This window comes from Prevotella sp. OH937_COT-195 (assembly GCF_003932845.1).
GTDB lineage: Bacteria > Bacteroidota > Bacteroidia > Bacteroidales > Bacteroidaceae > Prevotella.
The window spans coordinates 1-18,879 of the sequence record NZ_RQZH01000020.1; the positions used below are offsets into that span (position 1 = coordinate 1).

Genomic DNA, 18,879 nt, shown 5'->3' on the forward strand with positions numbered 1-18,879 from the left:
TGCAGCACTGGCGGCATACTGCTTCTTCGACAACAAGCCGAAAGCACTTGATGGATATTATATTGAGGACACCAAACAACTTATGATGTTTTGAGAAAGTTTATCCCGAACTGGGGTATACGATGGTCATACCATACAAAAGACGTTGGAACAAACCCAAAGGATGACCGGGAAACATATTAATAGTCCGGCGGCAGACAGAGGGTATAGAGGTGTGAGACAGATCGGGTATACAAAGATACTCATCCCGGACGTTCCTAAAGCAAAAGATACCTGCTACCAAAAGAGAAAGAAACACCAACTATTTTGCAAGCGTGCAGGAATAGAACCGACGATAGGACATCTTAAAAGTGATTACAGACTATCTCGCAACTTTTATAAAGGAGATGCTGTCAATGTCTTATTAGCTGCGGCGGCGTATAACTTCAAAAGAACTATGAGAGTTCTTTTGTGGTTTATAAAAAAAATCAGCGTGAACTTCGATTTTACAAACTTCACGCTGAAATATAGTTTTTAAGGGACGACTATGCTATATTTTTCTTTCATTTGTCTTTATGTCCGAATACGAACTTTGGGTGGAAAAAGGAACTTAACATCACGATTTCAGATTTTGAGACATACATTTAGTTCGTTCATTCAATTATGTCGTCTTTGAAAATACTTTGCACAGTATCATTTTATCTTCAGGAACAAACCTTTCAATCTAACCTAATCAGTAACTCGTTAAATTAAATTCTATTTTTTCCTCGTAAGAGAATACTTGTCGCACCAATGGTGAATAATGCGCCATCATCAATAACCCGTTTTTCCTTGTCTCCGAGCAATTCATTGTCAACAAACGTTCCGGTATTGCTCGGACCGTCCCTCAATACATATTTAAGTCTGCCTGATGTATCTCGGCTGACGTTTAATACACAATGATTGTTGTCAACACTTGGGTCGACAGTCTCTATGGGAGTATTTATTTTATTCCCTTTCTGATAACGCCCGATAACATTATCACCAAGTTTTAAAGGTATTATTTGTTTGTAATGGAATACGTTTTCAATTACTATAATAGCCCCATAATCTTCATTATCAACAAGTTCTTCGGGATTCTCTTCTTTCTGTCTGTTGCGGAGTTTACTTGTACCAATTTTTATACCGAATTGTTTGTTGCACTCCGGACAAACAAAAATCAGCGATTGTCCGTTTTCATAACGTGTCTCATCAAAAACAATAAAATTATCACATTTGGGGCATCTTACACGTTTCATATATAAAAACACAATTATTTTATTTCGTAAACCCAAGCCTGTGTAAAATATTTATTGGCGTGAAGTTTGTTCAATTCTTTATAGGCTTCTGTTTCCGATGCGAAATCTCCATATACTATTTTACGTTTATTGCCATCACCGATCATTTTTGCCGATACAAGTCCTTGTTTATGTACTACGGCAAGGAATGTATCTCCATTTGCTTTGGATACTTGACTTGCCATGACGATGCAATATTTTTTTTCGGAATTTACTTTATTGATATCTTGCTTATTATTTTTCTTTACCTTAAATGTTGTTTCTTCTTTTTCTGAAGGTTTTGTCATATAAGGTTTTTCTCTTTTCAAAACAATGGGAATTATATTTTCTCCTCCATCTGTAACCATTGCTTTAGGCATGATTTCATATAACATATCGGTATTGATTTTTCCCACACCCATTTCCAAATTACTTGTTGACAATGGAGAGGTGAACAAGAAAAAACCAACCAAGGCAATAATTATTGCTGCAAGATTTCTTATCGCGCTCAATTTTATGTTTATATAATCTCCTTTATGAGCATTGACCGGTAAATTGCAGTTTTCTCCAATGTTTACATCAATGATGTTTTCATTTTCATTAGATATTTTTGCCTTGCTGTTATTTTTTACTTTTACAAGTTGCAATTCGTACAGTTTCTTTATTTGAACCGTGTCAAAGGCATAAAGGTTTGGAGTTAACAGACCAGACTTTATTGGCACGAAATCAAAATTTCCATCCTTGTTAACCGACAAAGTTCCAATTCCGTTAAAAATGTAATCGCCATGATTTGTTAGGTAATTGTTTATTTTGCCAACTTCGTCTTCAATTTTTTGTACTGCCTCCGGAAAACTAATATCAAATGCTTCCATGTATGACTGTACGAGTAGATTGTCATTTGCTTTCAACTTGGGATTAAACCCCAAAGTGCGTAATGGCGGTAATATTTGACAATCATCTTCGCTGTATTTGGCACATTGATGATAAGCCATAAAGCCTCCTAATCCAGGCACCATGACACAATCATTACTTAATAGCAATATCTCAATATGCTTTTCCAAACGGTTCATGTTTGCAAAATTAATGACTTTTTTCGAGATTTCAAAAAAAAAAAGTAAGTAATGAGAAAAAATATCGAAATACTTTCGCCAATAGGAATTTTATTCTTAATTTTGCATCAATAAAAATCTCACTTGTAATAATGAACTATTTAAGAACGGACATTGATGGTGTTTTTATAATCGAACCAAGGGTTTTTGAAGACTCACGCGGTTATTTTTTCGAATCTTTCAAGCAGGAAGAATTTGATAAAAATATCGGCAGAGTAAATTTTATACAAGATAATGAGTCAAAGTCTTCGCGAGGAGTTCTTAGAGGGCTGCATTATCAGAAAGGTGATTTCTCACAAGCAAAACTTGTACGAGTAATAAAAGGAACTGTTATTGACGTTGCCGTAGATATAAGAAAAAGTTCACCCACATTCGGCAAGCATGTCATAGTTGAACTTAGTGAAGATAACAAGCGGCAGTTTTTTATACCTCGTGGATTTGCCCATGGTTTCCTTGTAATGAGCGATGAAGCGATATTCACATATAAAGTTGACAATGTATATTCGCCCAATTCGGAAGCGTCTATAAGATTTGATGATCCGGAACTCGGTATTGATTGGCCCATAAGTGCGAAAGATATTTTGTTAAGTCCCAAGGACGAAACCGGCAGAAAATTTTCCGAGGCAGAACTTTTTGATTGACAATTTTGACATAGATGACTCTCTATAAAAATATTCCTTTCATATTATTGTCACTTGCTTTTATTTTAGTATCTTGCAAATACGAAAATAAAGAAAAGGATTTTTGCAAAGAAGATTTGAAAGCAAAGAAGATGATGCAAGGTGTGTGGTATGACGAATTGGAAGATAACGTTGTTTTCAGTGTTAATGGGGACACTATTTTTTATCCGGACTCGATTAGTTTGCCTGTTGCATTTACTGTTATTAATGACTCTTTATGTCTTAATGGTGCCATAATGACAAAATATCCCATAAAGAATCTTACAGAGCATCTTCTAATATTCAAAAATCAAAATGGAGATGAAATAAAGCTTTTTAAGGATGAGAATGCAAGTTCAAAAAAGGTAGATTTAGTTAAATATAACAGACATGTTGCGATAAACCAACATCGGATTATAAAGAAAGATACTGTTGTTATGTTGGAAGGTGTGAAAAATCATATATATATACAAGTTAATCCTACTACATATAAAGTGTCGAAAAGCAATTATGACAATGAAGGGGTAAGGGTTGACAATATATATTATGACAATACCGTAAGTATTTGTATAGTAAAAAACAGTGTGAAAACTTTCATACACGACTTTCACAAGAAAGAATTTCTCGGAACAATCCCTTCCGGTATTATCCAACAATCAATACTTAATGATATAATTTATGAAGGTCACGACAGCGATGGCTTTCATTTCTATGCCACAATGGGCATTCCGGACACTCCAAGTAATTATATAGCAGAAATAATTGTATCATATAATAATAAACATACCATTTCAAAAATAATGAATTGATAATTTTGAAATGATGTGTTTAAGTGGATTTGTTTTTGCCAAAAATTTTAATAAACAATAATAAAACTTTGTCTTTTTGTTGCTATTTTAAATAAAAAAGATTAATTTTGCAAACAAATAAAATATAAGATTATGAAAAAGTTGATAATCCCTGTAATCGTGATTGCACTTATAGTTCTTTTCGGCAGTTGCGGAAGTACTAAAAAGATTGTTTATTTCCAAGGAGCAGACACCATTGATTTATCGCAATCACGTGGTTTGTACGATGCCCGTATAATGCCCAAAGATCTCATAAACATACATATAAGCACATCAGACCCGAATGCGGCCAAACCATTCAATAAGGATATTAATAACAACAATTATGGAATGTCAACGGAATCCAATATTTATGGATATTTGGTTGACAACAAAGGAAATATTAATTTTCCGATGGTTGGAACCATACATTTGGAAGGACTTACTACAAGAGAATGCGAGGCACTCATACTCAGTCTGATTAAACCATATATGGCAGAATCTGAAAAGCCTGTTGTTACAGTAAGGATGACAAGTTATCATGTAACAATAATCGGCGAAGCGGGATCGCGTATTATTCCTGTGACAAGAGAGAAAATGAGCATAGTTGAGGCAATTGCTTCTGCGGGTGACCTTACTATGTATGGTAAACGTGATAATATTTTGCTTGTAAGAGAGGATAAGAACGGACAAAAGAGTACTCACCGTCTTGACATCAGTAAAGCAGACATTTTCAATTCTCCTTATTATTATCTACAACAGAATGATATTATCTACATAGAACCAAACAGATCGAAAATTAATCGTCAGGTAATAAACGATAATAGCATTTGGCTTACTACTGCGACAGTTATTGTTTCTTTGGGTTCTGTAATTCTAACATTAATAAAAAAATAAGAGTTTTGAATTTGAGGTGGGTACTATAAATTTGTACGATGGAAAAATTTGAAAACCTATCATAAAATACAAAGCAACATTCGGGGGCATGTATATGTTTACATGTCCTTTTTTTTAATAATAAGATTGACATAATATGCTTGCAAAGACATTCTCTGCCGAATTAATGGGAATGGGGGTTGTAACGGTTACAATAGAGACAAATATCGTTCCCGGTGTTTTGTTACATGTTTCCGGACTTGCAGATGCCGCAGTGAAAGAGAGTTTCGACCGCATAAAGGCTGCCTTGTCAAATATAGGGTATAAGATGCCTGTAGCAGAAATTACCGTTAATCTTTCTCCTGCCGACATAAAGAAAGAGGGTAGTGGGTATGACCTTCCCATGGCAATTGGAATTTTGGCCGCCAATGGAAAAGTTAATACTGATATGCTTGGTAACTATATGATGATTGGCGAATTGGGGCTTGACGGTATTTTGCGTCCGGTAAGGGGAATATTGCCGTTAGCCATAAAAGCACGCGCTGAAAAATTCAAAGGACTTATAGTTCCGAGAGGGAATGTACGTGAAGCTGCCGTTGTCAATAATCTTGATGTTTTTGGCATGGAAACACTTGACGAAGTTATAAGTTTTTTAAATGGAAGACATTTTGAACCTTTTGTCGTAAATACACGCACAGAATTTTATGCCAATCAGTCTCGTTTCGACCTTGACTTCGCAGATGTACGCGGACAAGAGAATGTAAAGCGTGCTATAGAAGTTGCTGCAGCCGGTGGTCATAACCTTATAATGATAGGTCCTCCCGGCTCTGGAAAATCAATGATGGCAAAGCGTATTCCGTCTATATTGCCACCTTTGACATTGGCTGAAAGTTTAGAAACCACGCAAGTATATTCTGTTGCAGGAAAAATGCAAAATGATTCTTCGCTGATATGCCAACGTCCATTTCGCAGTCCTCACCATAGTATTTCACATGTTGCACTTGTCGGAGGTGGAACGACTCCCCAACCCGGTGAGATTTCGCTTGCGCATAACGGTGTATTATTTTGTGATGAACTTCCGGAATTTTCCAGAACGGTTCTTGAAGTGATGCGTCAGCCTCTCGAAGATAGGAGAATAAACATCAGCCGCGCAAAATACACGATCGAATTTCCATGCTCATTTATGTTTGTTGCATCAATGAATCCATGCCCATGTGGCTATTATGGAGATCCTACACATCATTGTGTCTGCACACCTGGGCAGATACAAAGATATATGAACAAGATTTCCGGTCCTTTGCTTGATCGTATAGACATACAATGCGAGATTGCCCCTCTTCCGTTTACCGATATAAGTCAGGTGTCGCCCGGTGAACCAAGTGAGGCTATACGAAATCGTGTTATGGCAGCACGTAGGATACAGGAAGAACGCTACAAAGAATACAAAGGTATACACTGCAACGCTCAGATGACAGAGAGACTTATGCATCGTTTTGCCGAACCCGACCAAACATCGCTTGACATACTGCGCATGGCGATGGAGCGTCTTAAACTTTCGGCACGTGCATATAGCCGTATATTGAAGGTGGCACGTACAATTGCCGACCTCGAAGGCAAAGAAAACATCGAGATGCATAACGTAGCAGAAGCCGTAGGCTACAGAAGTCTGGATAGAGGTGACTGGGCAGAAAGGTAACAGAGAGAACTAAGCAAGTGACTCATTAACAAATTTAACAACACTTATATAATGAGATATATAATAATTGTATTAATGGTAATATATACTCAGATTGCCGAAGCACAGCAATCAAGTATAGTAATGAGTATGCCAATTCGTGAACAGATAATCAAAGACAATGTTAAGACATATGAATCAACAGATGTGATACCATTTGATACTGTGCCACAGATGTATTATGACGATTATTTCTATGATGCGTACGATGAATTGTCCAATATGTTAGAAGGTAATATACAATATAACCTTAAACGAGCAGAATTTCTTGTAGAGTGGGCTTATTTCTCAGGCAACGTGGATTACAAAGCATTTTGTGACAGTATATCTCTTGCAGTTAATGTTATGAACAGATTCATTCGTCTAATGGATATTCAGCACTATAAGACTGCTGCAAATGCTGCACTTTTCAATTACTTTACAAAACCAGGTTGGATGAACGGGAACAAGGCTTTTTCTTATGACGTTGAAGATTGTGGTGGTGAGAAAGACATAACAAAACTTTTTGTATCAAAAGTAATTAAGACACATTCTGGTCAATGTTCGTCATTGCCTATTTACTACAAAATATTATGCAATGAGTTGGGAGGAAAAGCGTATTTAGCAACTGCTCCAAGACACATGTATATAAAACATATAGGAGAAGATGGCAGATGGGTTAACGTAGAACTGACCACCGGTAGCTTTGCCAGAGATGAATGGTACATACAATCAATGGGGGTATCAACAGAAGCCATCAAAAATGGCGTATTTCTCACTGCGATGTCTGATAATGAAGAAGTGGCTTATATGATATACATGTTAGGTATTGCTTACCAGAGGAAATACCGAGACAATGATTATTTCGCATTATTGTGTGCCAATCGGATATTAGACACGCTTCCACATAACTATCTTGCACTCCACCTGTTAATCGAGACTCTACACCAGTGTGGATACGACTATGTTCATACCATTGGCGAGGTGCCTTCCCATTATATCATAAACAACAATCAAAAATACCAGTCCGCTATAGCTATTTTAGAATCTATCGGATATACGGAACTTACAGAAAAAGAATATATCAAAAAAGTAGAGAAAGGCTATAATTATATTGGCAAAAATACGTCATCATCATGGGATGAATTCAAAAGTAGAAACAGATAAAACATAAATCACATAAAAATTTTAGTTATCATGAATTTAAGACATATTACGATTCTTCTTTTGGGACTGCTCTGTGTCGCTGTAAAAGCACAGAACACAAACAATAATACGAGTCCTTATACTTTTATAGGAGATCAGACAAAAATATTGGAAGCGACATATGATACAACAACATCTAAACACTTTGATGTAATTGGTGTACTAAGTAGTGGCAAGATGGTTAAAGCAAAGTTCAATTTTAGAAACCGAACTGTCTCGTTGGAGGATTACAATGGCAATATAATTTCCATAGATACTCTTTCTGTTGATAGCAAGGCATTTACAACAATAGACCCGCACGCAGAGAACTACTATCACTTGAGCCCATATAACTATTGTGGAGGAAGTCCTGTTAATGCAATAGATCCTAATGGAATGGACATATATATGCTTTTCTATACAACAGGAAATGGACGTGGTGATGAGATGTTCAAATCTGCAGCAGAAACAAGGAAATATGATATAGAACATAGTGATTTTTATGATGCCGCAAATGATATAGTTTTAATGTGTGGTATTCAAGATATCAGCATTATTGGATCATTGGTTAGCAGTGCTGTTGAGTCGTATGGGGATATTTTTGGCAAAACTGCAGAGTTTAGTATTTGGTCACATGCAGGTAAAGATGGACCAACAGGAACTATAAGAACAAGTCATAATGCTCTTGATGGTAAGCAAATGACATTAGAAGGTTGGGGCAATATTGATTTCAATTGGGCTTCTGGTGCCACTGCTAATTTTTATGGATGCAAGACAGGTGTTGGCGATTATAGCAATCCTTCATTTTCCACGAGAATATCATCTTTAAATAATTATAGAGATGTAAGTGTGCATGGTCAGACTTCATCTGCTTACCCCTCAAATTATACAAATATTAGACAAAATAATCAAGAAATGATAAACGGGGTATTTTCATACCCGACTTATATGGTTGGCGGGGCATCTCTTGGAATTGTTGGGCACTTTTTTCCTACTTCTACTCGGGCAAATCCCATGCGGACAAGCAGGAATGGAAAAGGAGTTGTAGATAGATATTATCAACCAGGCATACGTCGTTAGATATGAGAAAAAAAAATAAGAGTATTGTTTCTGTGGCAGTTATCTTTTCCGTTATTCTCATATGCATATTTACGGTAAGGAATAACGTTATAAGGGAGTATGATTGGAAGGTTATTAGTGGTGCTGAACTAAAAAATGATTTTATCTACTTCTCTGAAGGCTCTGTGTATAGTTATAGTTGTCCATTAATCAGAGAAAAGGGTAATATAATAGCCATTGCCTTATTCCAATTTGAAGGCAGACTAATCGTTTTTTCAACAGAAGATATGTCTTTTTCTTTCCTAATGAAAATATAAGGTAACGTGATATATACTCTATAAAGCAATGCAAAAGTTGGTAAAATCAGGAACCCTCTTTTCTTAGACAGAATCGACATACAGTGTGAAATTACTCCCGTACCATTCAAGGATATTTCAACAGCACATCAAGGAGAATCAAGTGAAAAAATACGTGAAAGGGTTATAGAAGCAAGAGCAGTGCAGGAAGCAAGATATAAAGATGTCAAAGGGGTGTATTGTAATGCACAGATGAACGAAAAAATGATCCATACCTATGCGAAGCCCGACACTGACGGACTAAACATGTTGAGATATGCAATGGAACGACTAAATCTGTCGGCACGTTCATATAGCAGAATACTCAAAGTCGCACGAACAATTGCCGATCTTGATGCTTCTGACAATATTACAACAACACACCTTGCGGAAGCCATTTCGTATTGTAACCTTGACCGTGGTGATTGGGCAGGACGAGGATGAACAAATCTTTATATCAATACAGGCATGAAATCATTTGTCAAATGATAGGTGAAATTTTTGAGTATTGCGAGTAATTTATTACAAATATTTATATGTGTAGGCACACAAAAGTTTTTTATCAAAAAATAATAAGAAATAATTTTGTCTGTTAAATTAAAATAATTACCTTTGCAAATGTTATCCTGAAAACAATCTTTTTACCTTAAAAAACTAATACCTATTGGAGATATAGAGCGATCAGCTGTGAAGCCAATCGCTTTTTATTTTAAATATTACATTATTGCCACATCCTTGACATGTACTATTTCCGGCTTTTTGCCAATGCTACCCACAACCGTTACTATGTCAAATCTTATGTCATTGTTTAATCTGCGATATTTTATATAATTGCTTATTGCATGTCGAAGGTTTTGCATTTTCAAATAACCAACTGCCTCAATTGGGTCTCCATACATCTTATTTTGACGCGTCTTTACTTCTACAAATACATATACGTCTTTTTCTATTGCAATGATGTCAATGTCTCTTTTTCCTGATTTCCAGTCACGTTCTATTATCACATAACCCTTATCTTGCAAATATCTGCTTGCAATTTCCTCGCCCCATTTCCCCAATTCGTTATGTTCAGCCATAAATTATTTATATTATTATTGTTGCAAAGTTATAAAATAAAGTTATAAAGAGATATATTTGGTTTTTTTATATTAATTGTCCTTGAAAGATATTATTTTTCATTAAATAACAATCCAATTTGTCTGTGAACTCATGACTCTTAATTCCCCATTTGGGTGCGACAATCATTTCGCCGGGCATTTGTGAAGCAAATCTGTCAAAAATAATATCCTTTCTGGAATGTTGAATAAATGATGCCACCAATTCGATATATTCATCTACATCATACAATTTAAAATTCTTTTTTGAATATTCTTCTGAAAGTCGAGTTCCTTTTACAATCTGAAGTTGATGTAGTTTGATTATGTCGAGTCTTGTTCCATTTAATATTTCTGCTTCTTTTATATTATCATCGAATGACTCTCCCGGCAGTCCGAGAATAACATGTCCGCCCACAAATATTCCTCTATCTTTGGTTCTTACTATTGTTTCTCGTGAACATTCAAATGAATGTCCCCTGTTTATATACTCTAATGTTTTATTATTTGTACTCTCAATACCATATTCAATAATCATGAACGTCTGTTTGTTAAGTTGTTCAAGGTAATAAAGTAAGTCATCTGGCACACAGTCCGGACGTGTTCCTATTACTATACCTACTACATTATCAATGTCAAGTACTTCTTCATACATTTGCTTAAGTCTTTCAAGAGATGCGTGAGTGTTGGTAAATGTTTGAAAATACGCCAAATAGCGCATGTCATTATATTTTCTTTTGAAGAAATTTATTCCATCCATCATTTGTGCTTTTATGCCCTTGTCACCTTTGCAATAAGCCGGTGAAAATGTTGTGTTATCACAAAAGATACATCCCCCCGTACCTTTTGTGCCATCACGGTTTGGGCATGACAATCCGGCATCAATGCTTATCTTTTGTACTTTGAAGCCAACTTTTTTCTTTATCCAACTGCCGAAGTCATTGTAATGCTTTTCTTTCATAAATGATTTTATGAGATAAACTTTGCAAATATAGCAAATAATTCTTAACTTTGCCACAAATTAATAATTAAATCTATAATGAAAAAACTTGTAATTTTATTTGCGGCGGCACTTTTTTTTTCCATAAGTACCAACGCACAGTCAAAACTTGAATTGAGGGACATTACTTCAAATAAGTTCTCTCCACAATACTTAAGCGCAATAACACCTATGCCTGATGGTGAGAGTTATGCACAAATAAGTGATGACATGAAGCAAATTATTCAATATTCTTTCAAAAATGGAAAAAAAATATCGGTGTTGTTCGATATAAACAATACGGACAACTTAAGCATAAAGAAATTCGATGGGTACCTACTAAGTCCGGACGGAAAAAAAATATTGATACAGACTAATACAAAACGAATATATCGCCATTCTTTTACAGCAGATTATTACATATATAACATATTGAACAAGAGACTGGAAAAATTATCAGAAAACGGTTCGCAACAATCGCCGATTTGGTCAAAAGACGGCACACAGGTTGCATTTGTAAGGAACAATAATATTTTTCTCGTTAAATTAATTTACGACAACTCGGAAAGTCAAGTTACAAAAGACGGAAAGTTCAATGAGGTCATAAACGGTATTCCGGACTGGGTGAATGAAGAGGAGTTTGGTTTCTCGACAGCAATGACATTCAATGCCGATGGTACGGTATTGTCATGGATAAGATACGATGAGAGCAAAGTTAAAACATACTCTCTACAGATGTTTAAAGGTACATTCCCGGAACACAAAGAAAATGGAACTTATCCCGGAAATTATTCCTATAAATATCCAAAGGCCGGAGAGACAAATTCAAGTGTCAGTGTTTTGAGTTACGACATAAAATCGCATAAAACAAGAACGCTTGACATACCGCTACCCAACGAAGGATATATACCGAGAATAAAATCTACGAACAATGCAAGCAGAATTATTGTATATACAATGAACCGTCATCAAGACGAACTTTCCTTGTATGCCGTTAATCCTTATTCTACTGTAAGTCGATTAATTGTAAAGGAAAAAGTGGAAAAATATGTGAAGGAAGATGCCATGAACAATATCCTTATCACAGATAACCACATTGTAATTCCGAGTGACAGAAGCGGCTACATGCAACTTTATCTATATACACAAAATGGAAATTTTGAGAGGCAATTAACTTCCGGCAACCATGATGTCACTAAGTTATACGGATATGATGATGATTCGGGTACTGTTTATTATCAATCTGCCGGTAATGATGCCATGAATCGCGAGATATATTCTTCCGACAAAAAAGGCCGTATAAACAAACTTGCATGCGACAGAGGCTGGAACGATGCCGTTTTCAGTAGTAATTTCAAATATTTCGTTAACACTTGGAGCGATTGCAATACACCTTATCGCTTTACAATTTGCACAAATGCCGGCAAGGTTATTTCTACATTGATAGACAATTCGAAACTCAGGAGTTTATTAAAGGAAATGCCACTTGGCAAAAAAGAGTTTTTCACATTTAAGACATCGGAAAATGTAGAACTTAACGGCATAATGATAAAACCGAGCAATTTTGACCCTTCAAGAAAATATCCGGTCATAATGTGGCAATATAGTGGTCCGGGCAGTCAGCAGGTCGTCAATTCATGGAGGATTGGTTCAATGGGACAGGGTGCACTATATGATCACTATTTGGCAGAATGTGGATTTATTCTCGTTTGTGTAGATGGTCGTGGTACCGGTGCAAAAGGGGCTGAGTTTGAGAAATGTACCTACTTGAGGTTGGGGTTATTTGAATCCAAGGATCAGGCGGAGACAGCCATCTACCTTAAGTCTCTACCTTATGTGGATGAAAACAACATAGGTATATGGGGCTGGAGTTTCGGAGGATTCAATACACTAATGAGCATGAGTGAGGGCAGAGGAGTTTTTGCATCCGGAGTGGCAGTTGCTCCTCCAACAGATTGGAGATTCTATGACACCGTATATACGGAGAGGTATATGCGTACACCTAAGGAAAATCCGTCAGGGTACGACATAAACCCGATGAACCGTGTTGACAACATGAGTGGCAAACTTCTAATTTGTCAAGGTCTTGCCGATGATAATGTTCATCCGCAGAATACATACGAATACACGGAAAGTCTTGTACAAGCAGACAAAGATTTCAAAATGAATGTATATACCAACCGTAACCACAGCATATATGGAGGAAACACTCGTAATCACTTATTACGACAGATTGCCAACCATTTCATTGAAACACTGAAATAAAACCCGATAGTAGATAGAAAATCTTGCTTGATAAAACAAGGTTTTCTATCTACTATTTTTTTACCAAGTGATTACTCGTGATGATAAGGTTCTCCTTTGATAATGGTACAAGCACGATAAACTTGCTCGACAAAAAACAACCTTACCATTTGATGTGAGAAAGTCATTTGCGATAGAGATAATTTCTCATTTGCATGTTCATAAACAATATTTGAAAAACCATACGGTCCTCCGATTACAAAAATAAGACGCTTGGCAGTTATCTGCTTATTTTGCAACCATTTTGCAAAATCAATGCTGCGTAACTCTTTTCCATGTTCGTCAAGCAGAACAATATAATCCGATGGTTGAGTATGTTGTAATATTAGTTTTCCCTCTGCCTCTTTCTGCTGTTCTTCAGTAAGTTTCTTTGTGTTTTTCAGGTTCGGTAACAGTACTATTTCAAATGGTATGTAATGTCCTATTCGTTCAACGTAGTCACTGATACATGCACTAATATGTTTATTGTCTGTTTTTCCGACAACAACTAAAACAGTTTTCATTCGGTGGTTTGTTTTGACTTATCTACACATGATTGACATTTGTCTTTTTCAAGATTATACTCATGTTTGCGTTTAGGATTAAGAGGGAACCAACCTTTTTCCACTCGTTTCTTTTGTGAGAACAATTCACCGATAGCCCAAAGCAGGGATGCTCCGGTAACACCGAGTATTGAAGAGACAATAATATTTTCCGTAAAAAGAGCAGCAAAGAGGAATGCAAGTCCTGCCAGAAGATAAGTCCACCAATATTTTGTACCCCAATAATATTCCATTTTGATTACCATGGGGTGGAATAGTCCGATAATTAGAAATGTGCAAACTGCAATAATAATTCCTGTATAGTTTATTTCTATCATATATTTTATGAAAATCAATATTTTCCGGCAAAGATAACATTTTATGTCCTTTTTACCAACTTTACAATAAGGAAATAACTGTAAAAGTTAAATATTAATCATACTACATCATTATATGAAAAAATATCATTATCTTTGTAGCATCAAAAAGAGTATTTAAACTATTATATTTATTAATGTATATGGAAAAAAACATGGAACTTATTGCTCAATGTGAAAATGAAGCAAAGAAATGGCTGTCTCCTTCTTTCGATGAGAAGACACGCAAAGAAGTTCAGGCAATGCTTGATAACACAGATAAAACAGAACTCATTGATAGTTTTTATCGTTCATTGGAATTTGGTACCGGCGGACTTCGAGGAATAATGGGCGCAGGAAGCAATCGTATGAACAAATATATAGTTGGTATGGCTACTCAGGGTTTTGCCAATTACATAATAAAGGCTTTCCCTAATCGCAAAGACTTATCGGTTGTTGTTGGACATGACAGTCGCAATAATGGTCGTCTTTTTGCGGAGACTGTGGCAAACATATTTTCTGCAAACGGGATAAAAGTTTTCCTTTTTGAAAGTCTTCGTCCCACACCTGAGATTTCATTTGCAATCAGGCACTTGGGAGCACAAGCAGGAGTAAATGTTACGGCATCTCACAATCCAAAAGAATATAACGGATACAAGGCTTATTGGGAGGATGGCTCACAAGTACTCTCACCACATGACAAAGGCATTATCGATGAGGTAAACAAGGTTGATATAGACGATGTCAAGTTTGAACCAAACAAAAAACTCATCGAAATAATAGGTGGAGAGATGGACTGGGATTATTTGCAGGCCGTCAAAGAAGCCATGGTAGATCAAGAGGTTATATTAAGAAATAAAGATCTGAAAATTGTTTATTCTCCAATGCATGGAGCCGGACGTGTCATAATACCCGAGGCTTTACGTTCGTGGGGATTCCAAAATATACATGTGGTACCGGAACAGATGGTCATAGACGGAAATTTCTCAACAGTTGTTTCTCCCAACCCCGAGAATCCCGAAGCCATGACTTTGGGAATGAAACTTGGTTCAGAGCTCAATGCCGACCTCGTAATAGCAAGCGATCCTGACGCAGACAGACTTGCCATAGTGTGCCGCAATGACAAAGGCGAATGGGAAATACTTAACGGCAACCAGACATGTATGATGTTTTTCTGGTATATTATTGCCAATAAGAAGAAAATGGGGCAACTGAAAGGAAACGAGTTCATGGTAAAGACCATCGTTACTACAGAAGTCATAAGGAGAATCGCTGACAAGAATGAAGTAGAATTAAAGGACTGCTACACCGGTTTCAAATGGATTGCCAACGAAATACGTACCAATGAAAGTTCGAAGAAATATATCGGAGGCGGAGAGGAAAGTTTCGGTTTCCTACCATTCGACAAGGTACGTGACAAGGATGCACCTGCAAGTATTTGTCTTATCTGTGAGATTGCAGCGTGGGCAAAAGATAACGGCATGACACTATACGACCTGCTGATGAAGATATACCTCGAATACGGCTTCTCGAAAGAAGTGACGATAAATGTGGTTAAGACAGGAAAGAGCGGTGCCGATGAGATTAAAGCTATGATGGAAAATTTCCGCAACAATCCACCCAAGCAGCTTGGTGGTTCCAATGTTCTCATAACAAAAGATTACAAATTGCTTGAGCAGACAAATGCCGATGGTTCCAAGTCGAAACTTGAGATGCCTGATTCGAGCAACGTCCTACAATGGTTCTGCGAAGATGGGACTAAGGTAAGTGTACGTCCCTCCGGTACAGAACCGAAAATAAAATTCTATACAGAGGTTACAGACAACAGCATGAAGTGTGCCGCTTGTTACGAACGTTGCTCAAAAGATGCTGATGTAAAGATTGAAGCACTTAAGAAAGACCTTGGTCTGTAGTTTCGATTTAGTACAAATGACGGCATGTCAATAACCGGCATGCTGTCATAAATAAAAACATTCGAATTATAAAATGTTTTCCATAACAAAACAAAGGCTGAACTTCTCTTTTTAGTTCAGCCTTTATTTTTGTTAATTTGCTTTTGTAATCCCCCCAATAGTCATTATTAAAAATAACGAACTTTCTTTCCGACTACTTTACTTGTGTATTGTTTTCTCTGTCACAAATTTTAAGATATTTATTGTGAGGCAATATCACCTCACAATAAATATTTCTTCCACAATCATTCGATATTTGTTGCCACAAACTCCTCCAATTCTGTTCCTCGGATATCTTCTGCAATAATGTTTCCTTTTTGGTCGATTACAAGAATGTAAGGTATTGACTGCACATTGTATTTTTGGGCAACCGGACTTTCCCAGCCTTTCAAATCAGATAATTGAGTCCATTTCAAACCTTTTGATTTTACCGTGCCTTTCCAATCCTGTTCGCTATCATCAAGTGACACACCTACGATTCCAAGTCCCTTATTTCCATATTTATCGTAGATATTTATCATATTTGGCATTTCTTCCATACAAGGTCTGCACCAACTTGCCCAAAAATCAAGAATGGTCAATTTGTTTTTTGACACTTCGCTCATTAAACTGACATTCTTGCCTTCAATGTCATTTAATTTAAAATCAATTGCAACCTTTTTATCTACTTCGTTATTATTGTCCTCTGTCAATACGGAATCCTCTTTACTGCCGGTTTGTGATTCTTTTTCCGACTTGTTGGTAGAAGTATTGCATGAACCTATTGCAAACACCAATGAGATGAATGCCATAAATATCAAAAGAGTCTTAGAATTTTTCATCATAAGTGTTTATATGATATTGAATACTAAAATGTTATATAATATATTGGTCACTTATACTCTTATTCTCGAGAACTCGACGTATTGTTTCTGCAAACATATCTGCCACGCACAACTGTTTAATCTTATTGCAATTTTGTGTGTATGGTATTGAATTCGTCATGACGATTTCTTCAATAGAACTATTTTGTACACGTTCGCTTGCCGGTCCGCTCATAACGCAGTGGCTTGCACATGCACGCACGCTCTTTGCTCCTGCCTCAATCATTACATCGGCGGCCTTTGTAATAGTACCGGCCGTATCAACCATGTCATCTACAAGAACCACGTTTTTGTCTTTTACGTCTCCAATAATCTGCATGGTATCAACAACATTAGCTTTGGATCTTGTTTTGTTGCAAAGTACTAACGGACAACTGAGATATTTTGCAAAAGTATTTGCACGCTTACTGCCACCAACATCCGGAGATGCAATTACAAGATTGTCGAGATTGAGATTTTGCAGATAGGGCAGAAGTACGCCTGAAGCATACAAGTGGTCAACAGGGACATCAAAGAAGCCTTGAATTTGGTCGGCATGGAGATCCATTGTTATGAGTCGGTCTATACCTGCGGCATTTAACAAGTCTGCCACAAGTTTTGCCCCGATACTAACACGCGGTTTGTCCTTCCTATCCTGACGTGCCCATCCGAAATACGGAATTACGGCATTGATGCTTTTTGCAGATGCCCTTTTTGCGGCATCAATCATAAGCAGTAACTCCATGAGGTTGTCCGAGGGTGGGAATGTACTCTGCACGAGAAAGACGTCGCGACCTCTTATCGATTGCTCGTAAGAAACGGCAAACTCACCATCAGAGAACTTTGTCATGACAAGGTTTCCCAGTTGGCAACCTAAACTTCTACAAATCTTTTCTGCCAGATATTTCGTGTTTGTACCAGAGAATATCATGAAAGAATTTTGGTCAATCATTGATTATTTATTTTGAAGTTAAGTAATGTATTATTATGTTTCTTTAATCCACTATTTTTCTTATCTTGCAAAAGTGATTTAGCAAATCCTTATAGTCTTGTTGCTGATGTATGTCGAAACGTCTCCATATATCTCCGCAGATGACCACGCCGCCGAACCCCATTTGTTTAATTTCTTTCAAATTGTCAATATTTACCCCTCCGAGAGCATATACATGTCTGTCTATCAGTCCTTGTTTACGTGCATCGGCTATTTGTTCAGTCGTGAAACCTTGTATTTTTTCTTGTTCCGAACTATTACCGAACATATTTTTCAAGAAAACATATTCAGTCCCTTTCTTTGCATCTCTTAATTGTTCAATGGTATTACAAGTTCTTGAAAATTTGCCTTTATAGCCAAGCGGCGGTTTCGCTTCGGGATTGTCTATGTGAATGCCACGCAGCCCATATTCGTCTTTTAAGTAGTAATGACCGTGTACCACTATCTTTTTATAATACTCCTCCGGTATAAGTGACAAAAGCCTTTCTGTAAACATGGGCGATGAGTCAGGCTTGTATATATGAAGAAAATCCATACCTTCTTCGAGAAGATTGGATAATATTTTGTCTTCTTCCACAAAGAATGTGGGCTTGGTCATTAAAATAAGTTTCATTACAACTTTTAGATTACGCTCTGCAAAGGTATGAAAAAAAAAGCATACAACTACAATTTTCATTGGATTTTATTTTCGCCGATTAAAAAATAGATACAAATCATATTGCAGATTAAACAATGGGCATTTATTTTATTGTCGAGAAATGATTTTCAATGAAAAAACGCTACCTTTGCAAACAATTAAGTT

18 protein-coding genes and 3 pseudogenes are annotated in these 18,879 nt (G+C 36.6%); 12 read left to right on the plus strand and 9 right to left on the minus strand.

Annotation, left to right across the window (positions count from 1 at the left end; all coding sequences use genetic code 11):
• Both EII32_RS08145 and EII32_RS08150 read left to right on the plus strand, forming a co-directional pair.
• Positions 1 to 94, plus strand: a pseudogene (locus tag EII32_RS08145) (IS982 family transposase); the annotation flags it as partial.
• Between the two features lie 24 nt (positions 95 to 118).
• A pseudogene (locus tag EII32_RS08150) lies at positions 119 to 517 on the plus strand (transposase); the annotation flags it as partial.
• Between the two features lie 211 nt (positions 518 to 728).
• Here the strand turns inward: EII32_RS08150 and EII32_RS08155 are convergent.
• Both EII32_RS08155 and EII32_RS08160 read right to left on the minus strand, forming a co-directional pair.
• Positions 729 to 1,256 carry an FHA domain-containing protein gene (locus EII32_RS08155; RefSeq protein WP_125234940.1) on the minus strand — a complete coding sequence of 176 codons (528 nt, stop codon included), beginning with the start codon at positions 1,254 to 1,256 and terminating at the stop codon, positions 729 to 731.
• 14 nt (positions 1,257 to 1,270) lie between these two features.
• The gene (locus tag EII32_RS08160; RefSeq protein ID WP_158611154.1) at positions 1,271 to 2,335 is read right to left on the minus strand and encodes an SPOR domain-containing protein; all 1,065 of its coding nucleotides are present in this window, start codon (positions 2,333 to 2,335) and stop codon (positions 1,271 to 1,273) included.
• Positions 2,336 to 2,475: 140 nt separating this feature from the next.
• On the opposite strand from EII32_RS08160, the gene rfbC reads away from it, so the two are divergent.
• The 8 genes and pseudogenes from rfbC to EII32_RS08200 all read left to right on the plus strand — a co-directional run.
• The gene (rfbC, locus tag EII32_RS08165; RefSeq protein ID WP_125234942.1) at positions 2,476 to 3,024 is read left to right on the plus strand and encodes a dTDP-4-dehydrorhamnose 3,5-epimerase; all 549 of its coding nucleotides are present in this window, start codon (positions 2,476 to 2,478) and stop codon (positions 3,022 to 3,024) included.
• A gap of 116 nt (positions 3,025 to 3,140) precedes the next feature.
• Positions 3,141 to 3,851, plus strand: coding sequence for a DUF4738 domain-containing protein (locus EII32_RS08170; RefSeq protein WP_158611155.1), 711 nt, complete (start codon positions 3,141 to 3,143; stop codon positions 3,849 to 3,851).
• A gap of 132 nt (positions 3,852 to 3,983) precedes the next feature.
• Entirely contained in the window at positions 3,984 to 4,766 is a 783-nt protein-coding gene (locus tag EII32_RS08175; RefSeq protein WP_125234944.1) for a polysaccharide biosynthesis/export family protein, read from the plus strand.
• A 136-nt stretch (positions 4,767 to 4,902) separates the two neighbouring features.
• Positions 4,903 to 6,441 carry a YifB family Mg chelatase-like AAA ATPase gene (locus EII32_RS08180; RefSeq protein WP_125234945.1) on the plus strand — a complete coding sequence of 513 codons (1,539 nt, stop codon included), beginning with the start codon at positions 4,903 to 4,905 and terminating at the stop codon, positions 6,439 to 6,441.
• A 51-nt stretch (positions 6,442 to 6,492) separates the two neighbouring features.
• Positions 6,493 to 7,626 (plus strand): hypothetical protein, encoded by a 1,134-nt coding sequence (locus tag EII32_RS08185; RefSeq protein ID WP_125234946.1) that lies wholly within the window; start codon positions 6,493 to 6,495, stop codon positions 7,624 to 7,626.
• A gap of 30 nt (positions 7,627 to 7,656) precedes the next feature.
• The gene (locus tag EII32_RS08190) at positions 7,657 to 8,724 is read left to right on the plus strand and encodes a hypothetical protein (RefSeq protein WP_125234947.1); all 1,068 of its coding nucleotides are present in this window, start codon (positions 7,657 to 7,659) and stop codon (positions 8,722 to 8,724) included.
• Positions 8,725 to 8,726: 2 nt separating this feature from the next.
• Entirely contained in the window at positions 8,727 to 9,020 is a 294-nt protein-coding gene (locus EII32_RS08195) for a hypothetical protein (protein WP_125234948.1), read from the plus strand.
• A 36-nt stretch (positions 9,021 to 9,056) separates the two neighbouring features.
• A pseudogene (locus EII32_RS08200) lies at positions 9,057 to 9,482 on the plus strand (magnesium chelatase); the annotation flags it as partial.
• Positions 9,483 to 9,754: 272 nt separating this feature from the next.
• Here the strand turns inward: EII32_RS08200 and EII32_RS08205 are convergent.
• On the minus strand, positions 9,755 to 10,114 hold the full coding sequence (locus EII32_RS08205; protein WP_125234950.1) for a YraN family protein: 360 nt from the start codon (positions 10,112 to 10,114) through the stop codon (positions 9,755 to 9,757).
• Between the two features lie 67 nt (positions 10,115 to 10,181).
• Complete coding sequence (locus tag EII32_RS08210) at positions 10,182 to 11,093, minus strand: TIGR01212 family radical SAM protein (protein ID WP_125234951.1); 912 nt, start codon at positions 11,091 to 11,093, stop codon at positions 10,182 to 10,184.
• Between the two features lie 78 nt (positions 11,094 to 11,171).
• Between EII32_RS08210 and EII32_RS08215 the strand changes: the two genes are divergently transcribed.
• Positions 11,172 to 13,376: a S9 family peptidase gene (locus tag EII32_RS08215; RefSeq protein ID WP_125234952.1), complete on the plus strand. Its 2,205-nt coding sequence runs from the start codon at positions 11,172 to 11,174 to the stop codon at positions 13,374 to 13,376.
• A gap of 71 nt (positions 13,377 to 13,447) precedes the next feature.
• On the opposite strand, the gene rlmH is transcribed toward EII32_RS08215, so the two are convergent.
• Together rlmH and EII32_RS08225 are read right to left on the minus strand one after the other, a co-directional pair.
• Positions 13,448 to 13,918, minus strand: a complete 471-nt coding sequence (gene rlmH / locus EII32_RS08220) for a 23S rRNA (pseudouridine(1915)-N(3))-methyltransferase RlmH (protein ID WP_125234953.1) — start codon at positions 13,916 to 13,918, stop codon at positions 13,448 to 13,450.
• Positions 13,915 to 14,271: a DUF4491 family protein gene (locus EII32_RS08225; protein WP_125234985.1), complete on the minus strand. Its 357-nt coding sequence runs from the start codon at positions 14,269 to 14,271 to the stop codon at positions 13,915 to 13,917. The genes rlmH and EII32_RS08225 overlap by 4 nt, the downstream gene beginning before the upstream one ends.
• A gap of 185 nt (positions 14,272 to 14,456) precedes the next feature.
• Here EII32_RS08225 and EII32_RS08230 point away from each other — a divergent pair, with 185 nt between their 5' ends.
• Positions 14,457 to 16,205 (plus strand): phospho-sugar mutase, encoded by a 1,749-nt coding sequence (locus EII32_RS08230; RefSeq protein WP_125234954.1) that lies wholly within the window; start codon positions 14,457 to 14,459, stop codon positions 16,203 to 16,205.
• Positions 16,206 to 16,489: 284 nt separating this feature from the next.
• Here the strand turns inward: EII32_RS08230 and EII32_RS08235 are convergent, their stop codons facing one another.
• From EII32_RS08235 to EII32_RS08245, 3 genes are read right to left on the minus strand one after another with little or no spacing between them, the layout of a single operon-like run.
• Complete coding sequence (locus EII32_RS08235; RefSeq protein WP_125234955.1) at positions 16,490 to 17,068, minus strand: TlpA family protein disulfide reductase; 579 nt, start codon at positions 17,066 to 17,068, stop codon at positions 16,490 to 16,492.
• A 31-nt stretch (positions 17,069 to 17,099) separates the two neighbouring features.
• Positions 17,100 to 18,038, minus strand: a complete 939-nt coding sequence (locus tag EII32_RS08240) for a ribose-phosphate pyrophosphokinase (RefSeq protein WP_125234956.1) — start codon at positions 18,036 to 18,038, stop codon at positions 17,100 to 17,102.
• Positions 18,039 to 18,081: 43 nt separating this feature from the next.
• The gene (locus EII32_RS08245) at positions 18,082 to 18,690 is read right to left on the minus strand and encodes a thiamine phosphate synthase (protein WP_125234957.1); all 609 of its coding nucleotides are present in this window, start codon (positions 18,688 to 18,690) and stop codon (positions 18,082 to 18,084) included.
• Positions 18,691 to 18,879 lie beyond the last annotated feature (189 nt).

Excerpts from the sequence above, each read along its gene's own strand:
- EII32_RS08205 (WP_125234950.1), bottom strand. The coding sequence starts at position 10,114 with ATGGCTGAACATAACGAATTGGGGAAATGGGGCGAGGAAATTGCAAGC.
- EII32_RS08210 (WP_125234951.1), bottom strand. The coding sequence starts at position 11,093 with ATGAAAGAAAAGCATTACAATGACTTCGGCAGTTGGATAAAGAAAAAA.
- EII32_RS08245 (WP_125234957.1), bottom strand. The coding sequence starts at position 18,690 with ATGAAACTTATTTTAATGACCAAGCCCACATTCTTTGTGGAAGAAGAC.
- EII32_RS08235 (WP_125234955.1), bottom strand. The coding sequence starts at position 17,068 with ATGATGAAAAATTCTAAGACTCTTTTGATATTTATGGCATTCATCTCA.
- EII32_RS08180 (WP_125234945.1), top strand. The coding sequence starts at position 4,903 with ATGCTTGCAAAGACATTCTCTGCCGAATTAATGGGAATGGGGGTTGTA.
- EII32_RS08230 (WP_125234954.1), top strand. The coding sequence starts at position 14,457 with ATGGAAAAAAACATGGAACTTATTGCTCAATGTGAAAATGAAGCAAAG.
- EII32_RS08190 (WP_125234947.1), top strand. The coding sequence starts at position 7,657 with ATGAATTTAAGACATATTACGATTCTTCTTTTGGGACTGCTCTGTGTC.
- EII32_RS08155 (WP_125234940.1), bottom strand. The coding sequence starts at position 1,256 with ATGAAACGTGTAAGATGCCCCAAATGTGATAATTTTATTGTTTTTGAT.
- EII32_RS08185 (WP_125234946.1), top strand. The coding sequence starts at position 6,493 with ATGAGATATATAATAATTGTATTAATGGTAATATATACTCAGATTGCC.
- EII32_RS08195 (WP_125234948.1), top strand. The coding sequence starts at position 8,727 with ATGAGAAAAAAAAATAAGAGTATTGTTTCTGTGGCAGTTATCTTTTCC.
- rfbC (WP_125234942.1), top strand. The coding sequence starts at position 2,476 with ATGAACTATTTAAGAACGGACATTGATGGTGTTTTTATAATCGAACCA.
- EII32_RS08240 (WP_125234956.1), bottom strand. The coding sequence starts at position 18,038 with ATGATTGACCAAAATTCTTTCATGATATTCTCTGGTACAAACACGAAA.
- EII32_RS08215 (WP_125234952.1), top strand. The coding sequence starts at position 11,172 with ATGAAAAAACTTGTAATTTTATTTGCGGCGGCACTTTTTTTTTCCATA.
- EII32_RS08175 (WP_125234944.1), top strand. The coding sequence starts at position 3,984 with ATGAAAAAGTTGATAATCCCTGTAATCGTGATTGCACTTATAGTTCTT.
- rlmH (WP_125234953.1), bottom strand. The coding sequence starts at position 13,918 with ATGAAAACTGTTTTAGTTGTTGTCGGAAAAACAGACAATAAACATATT.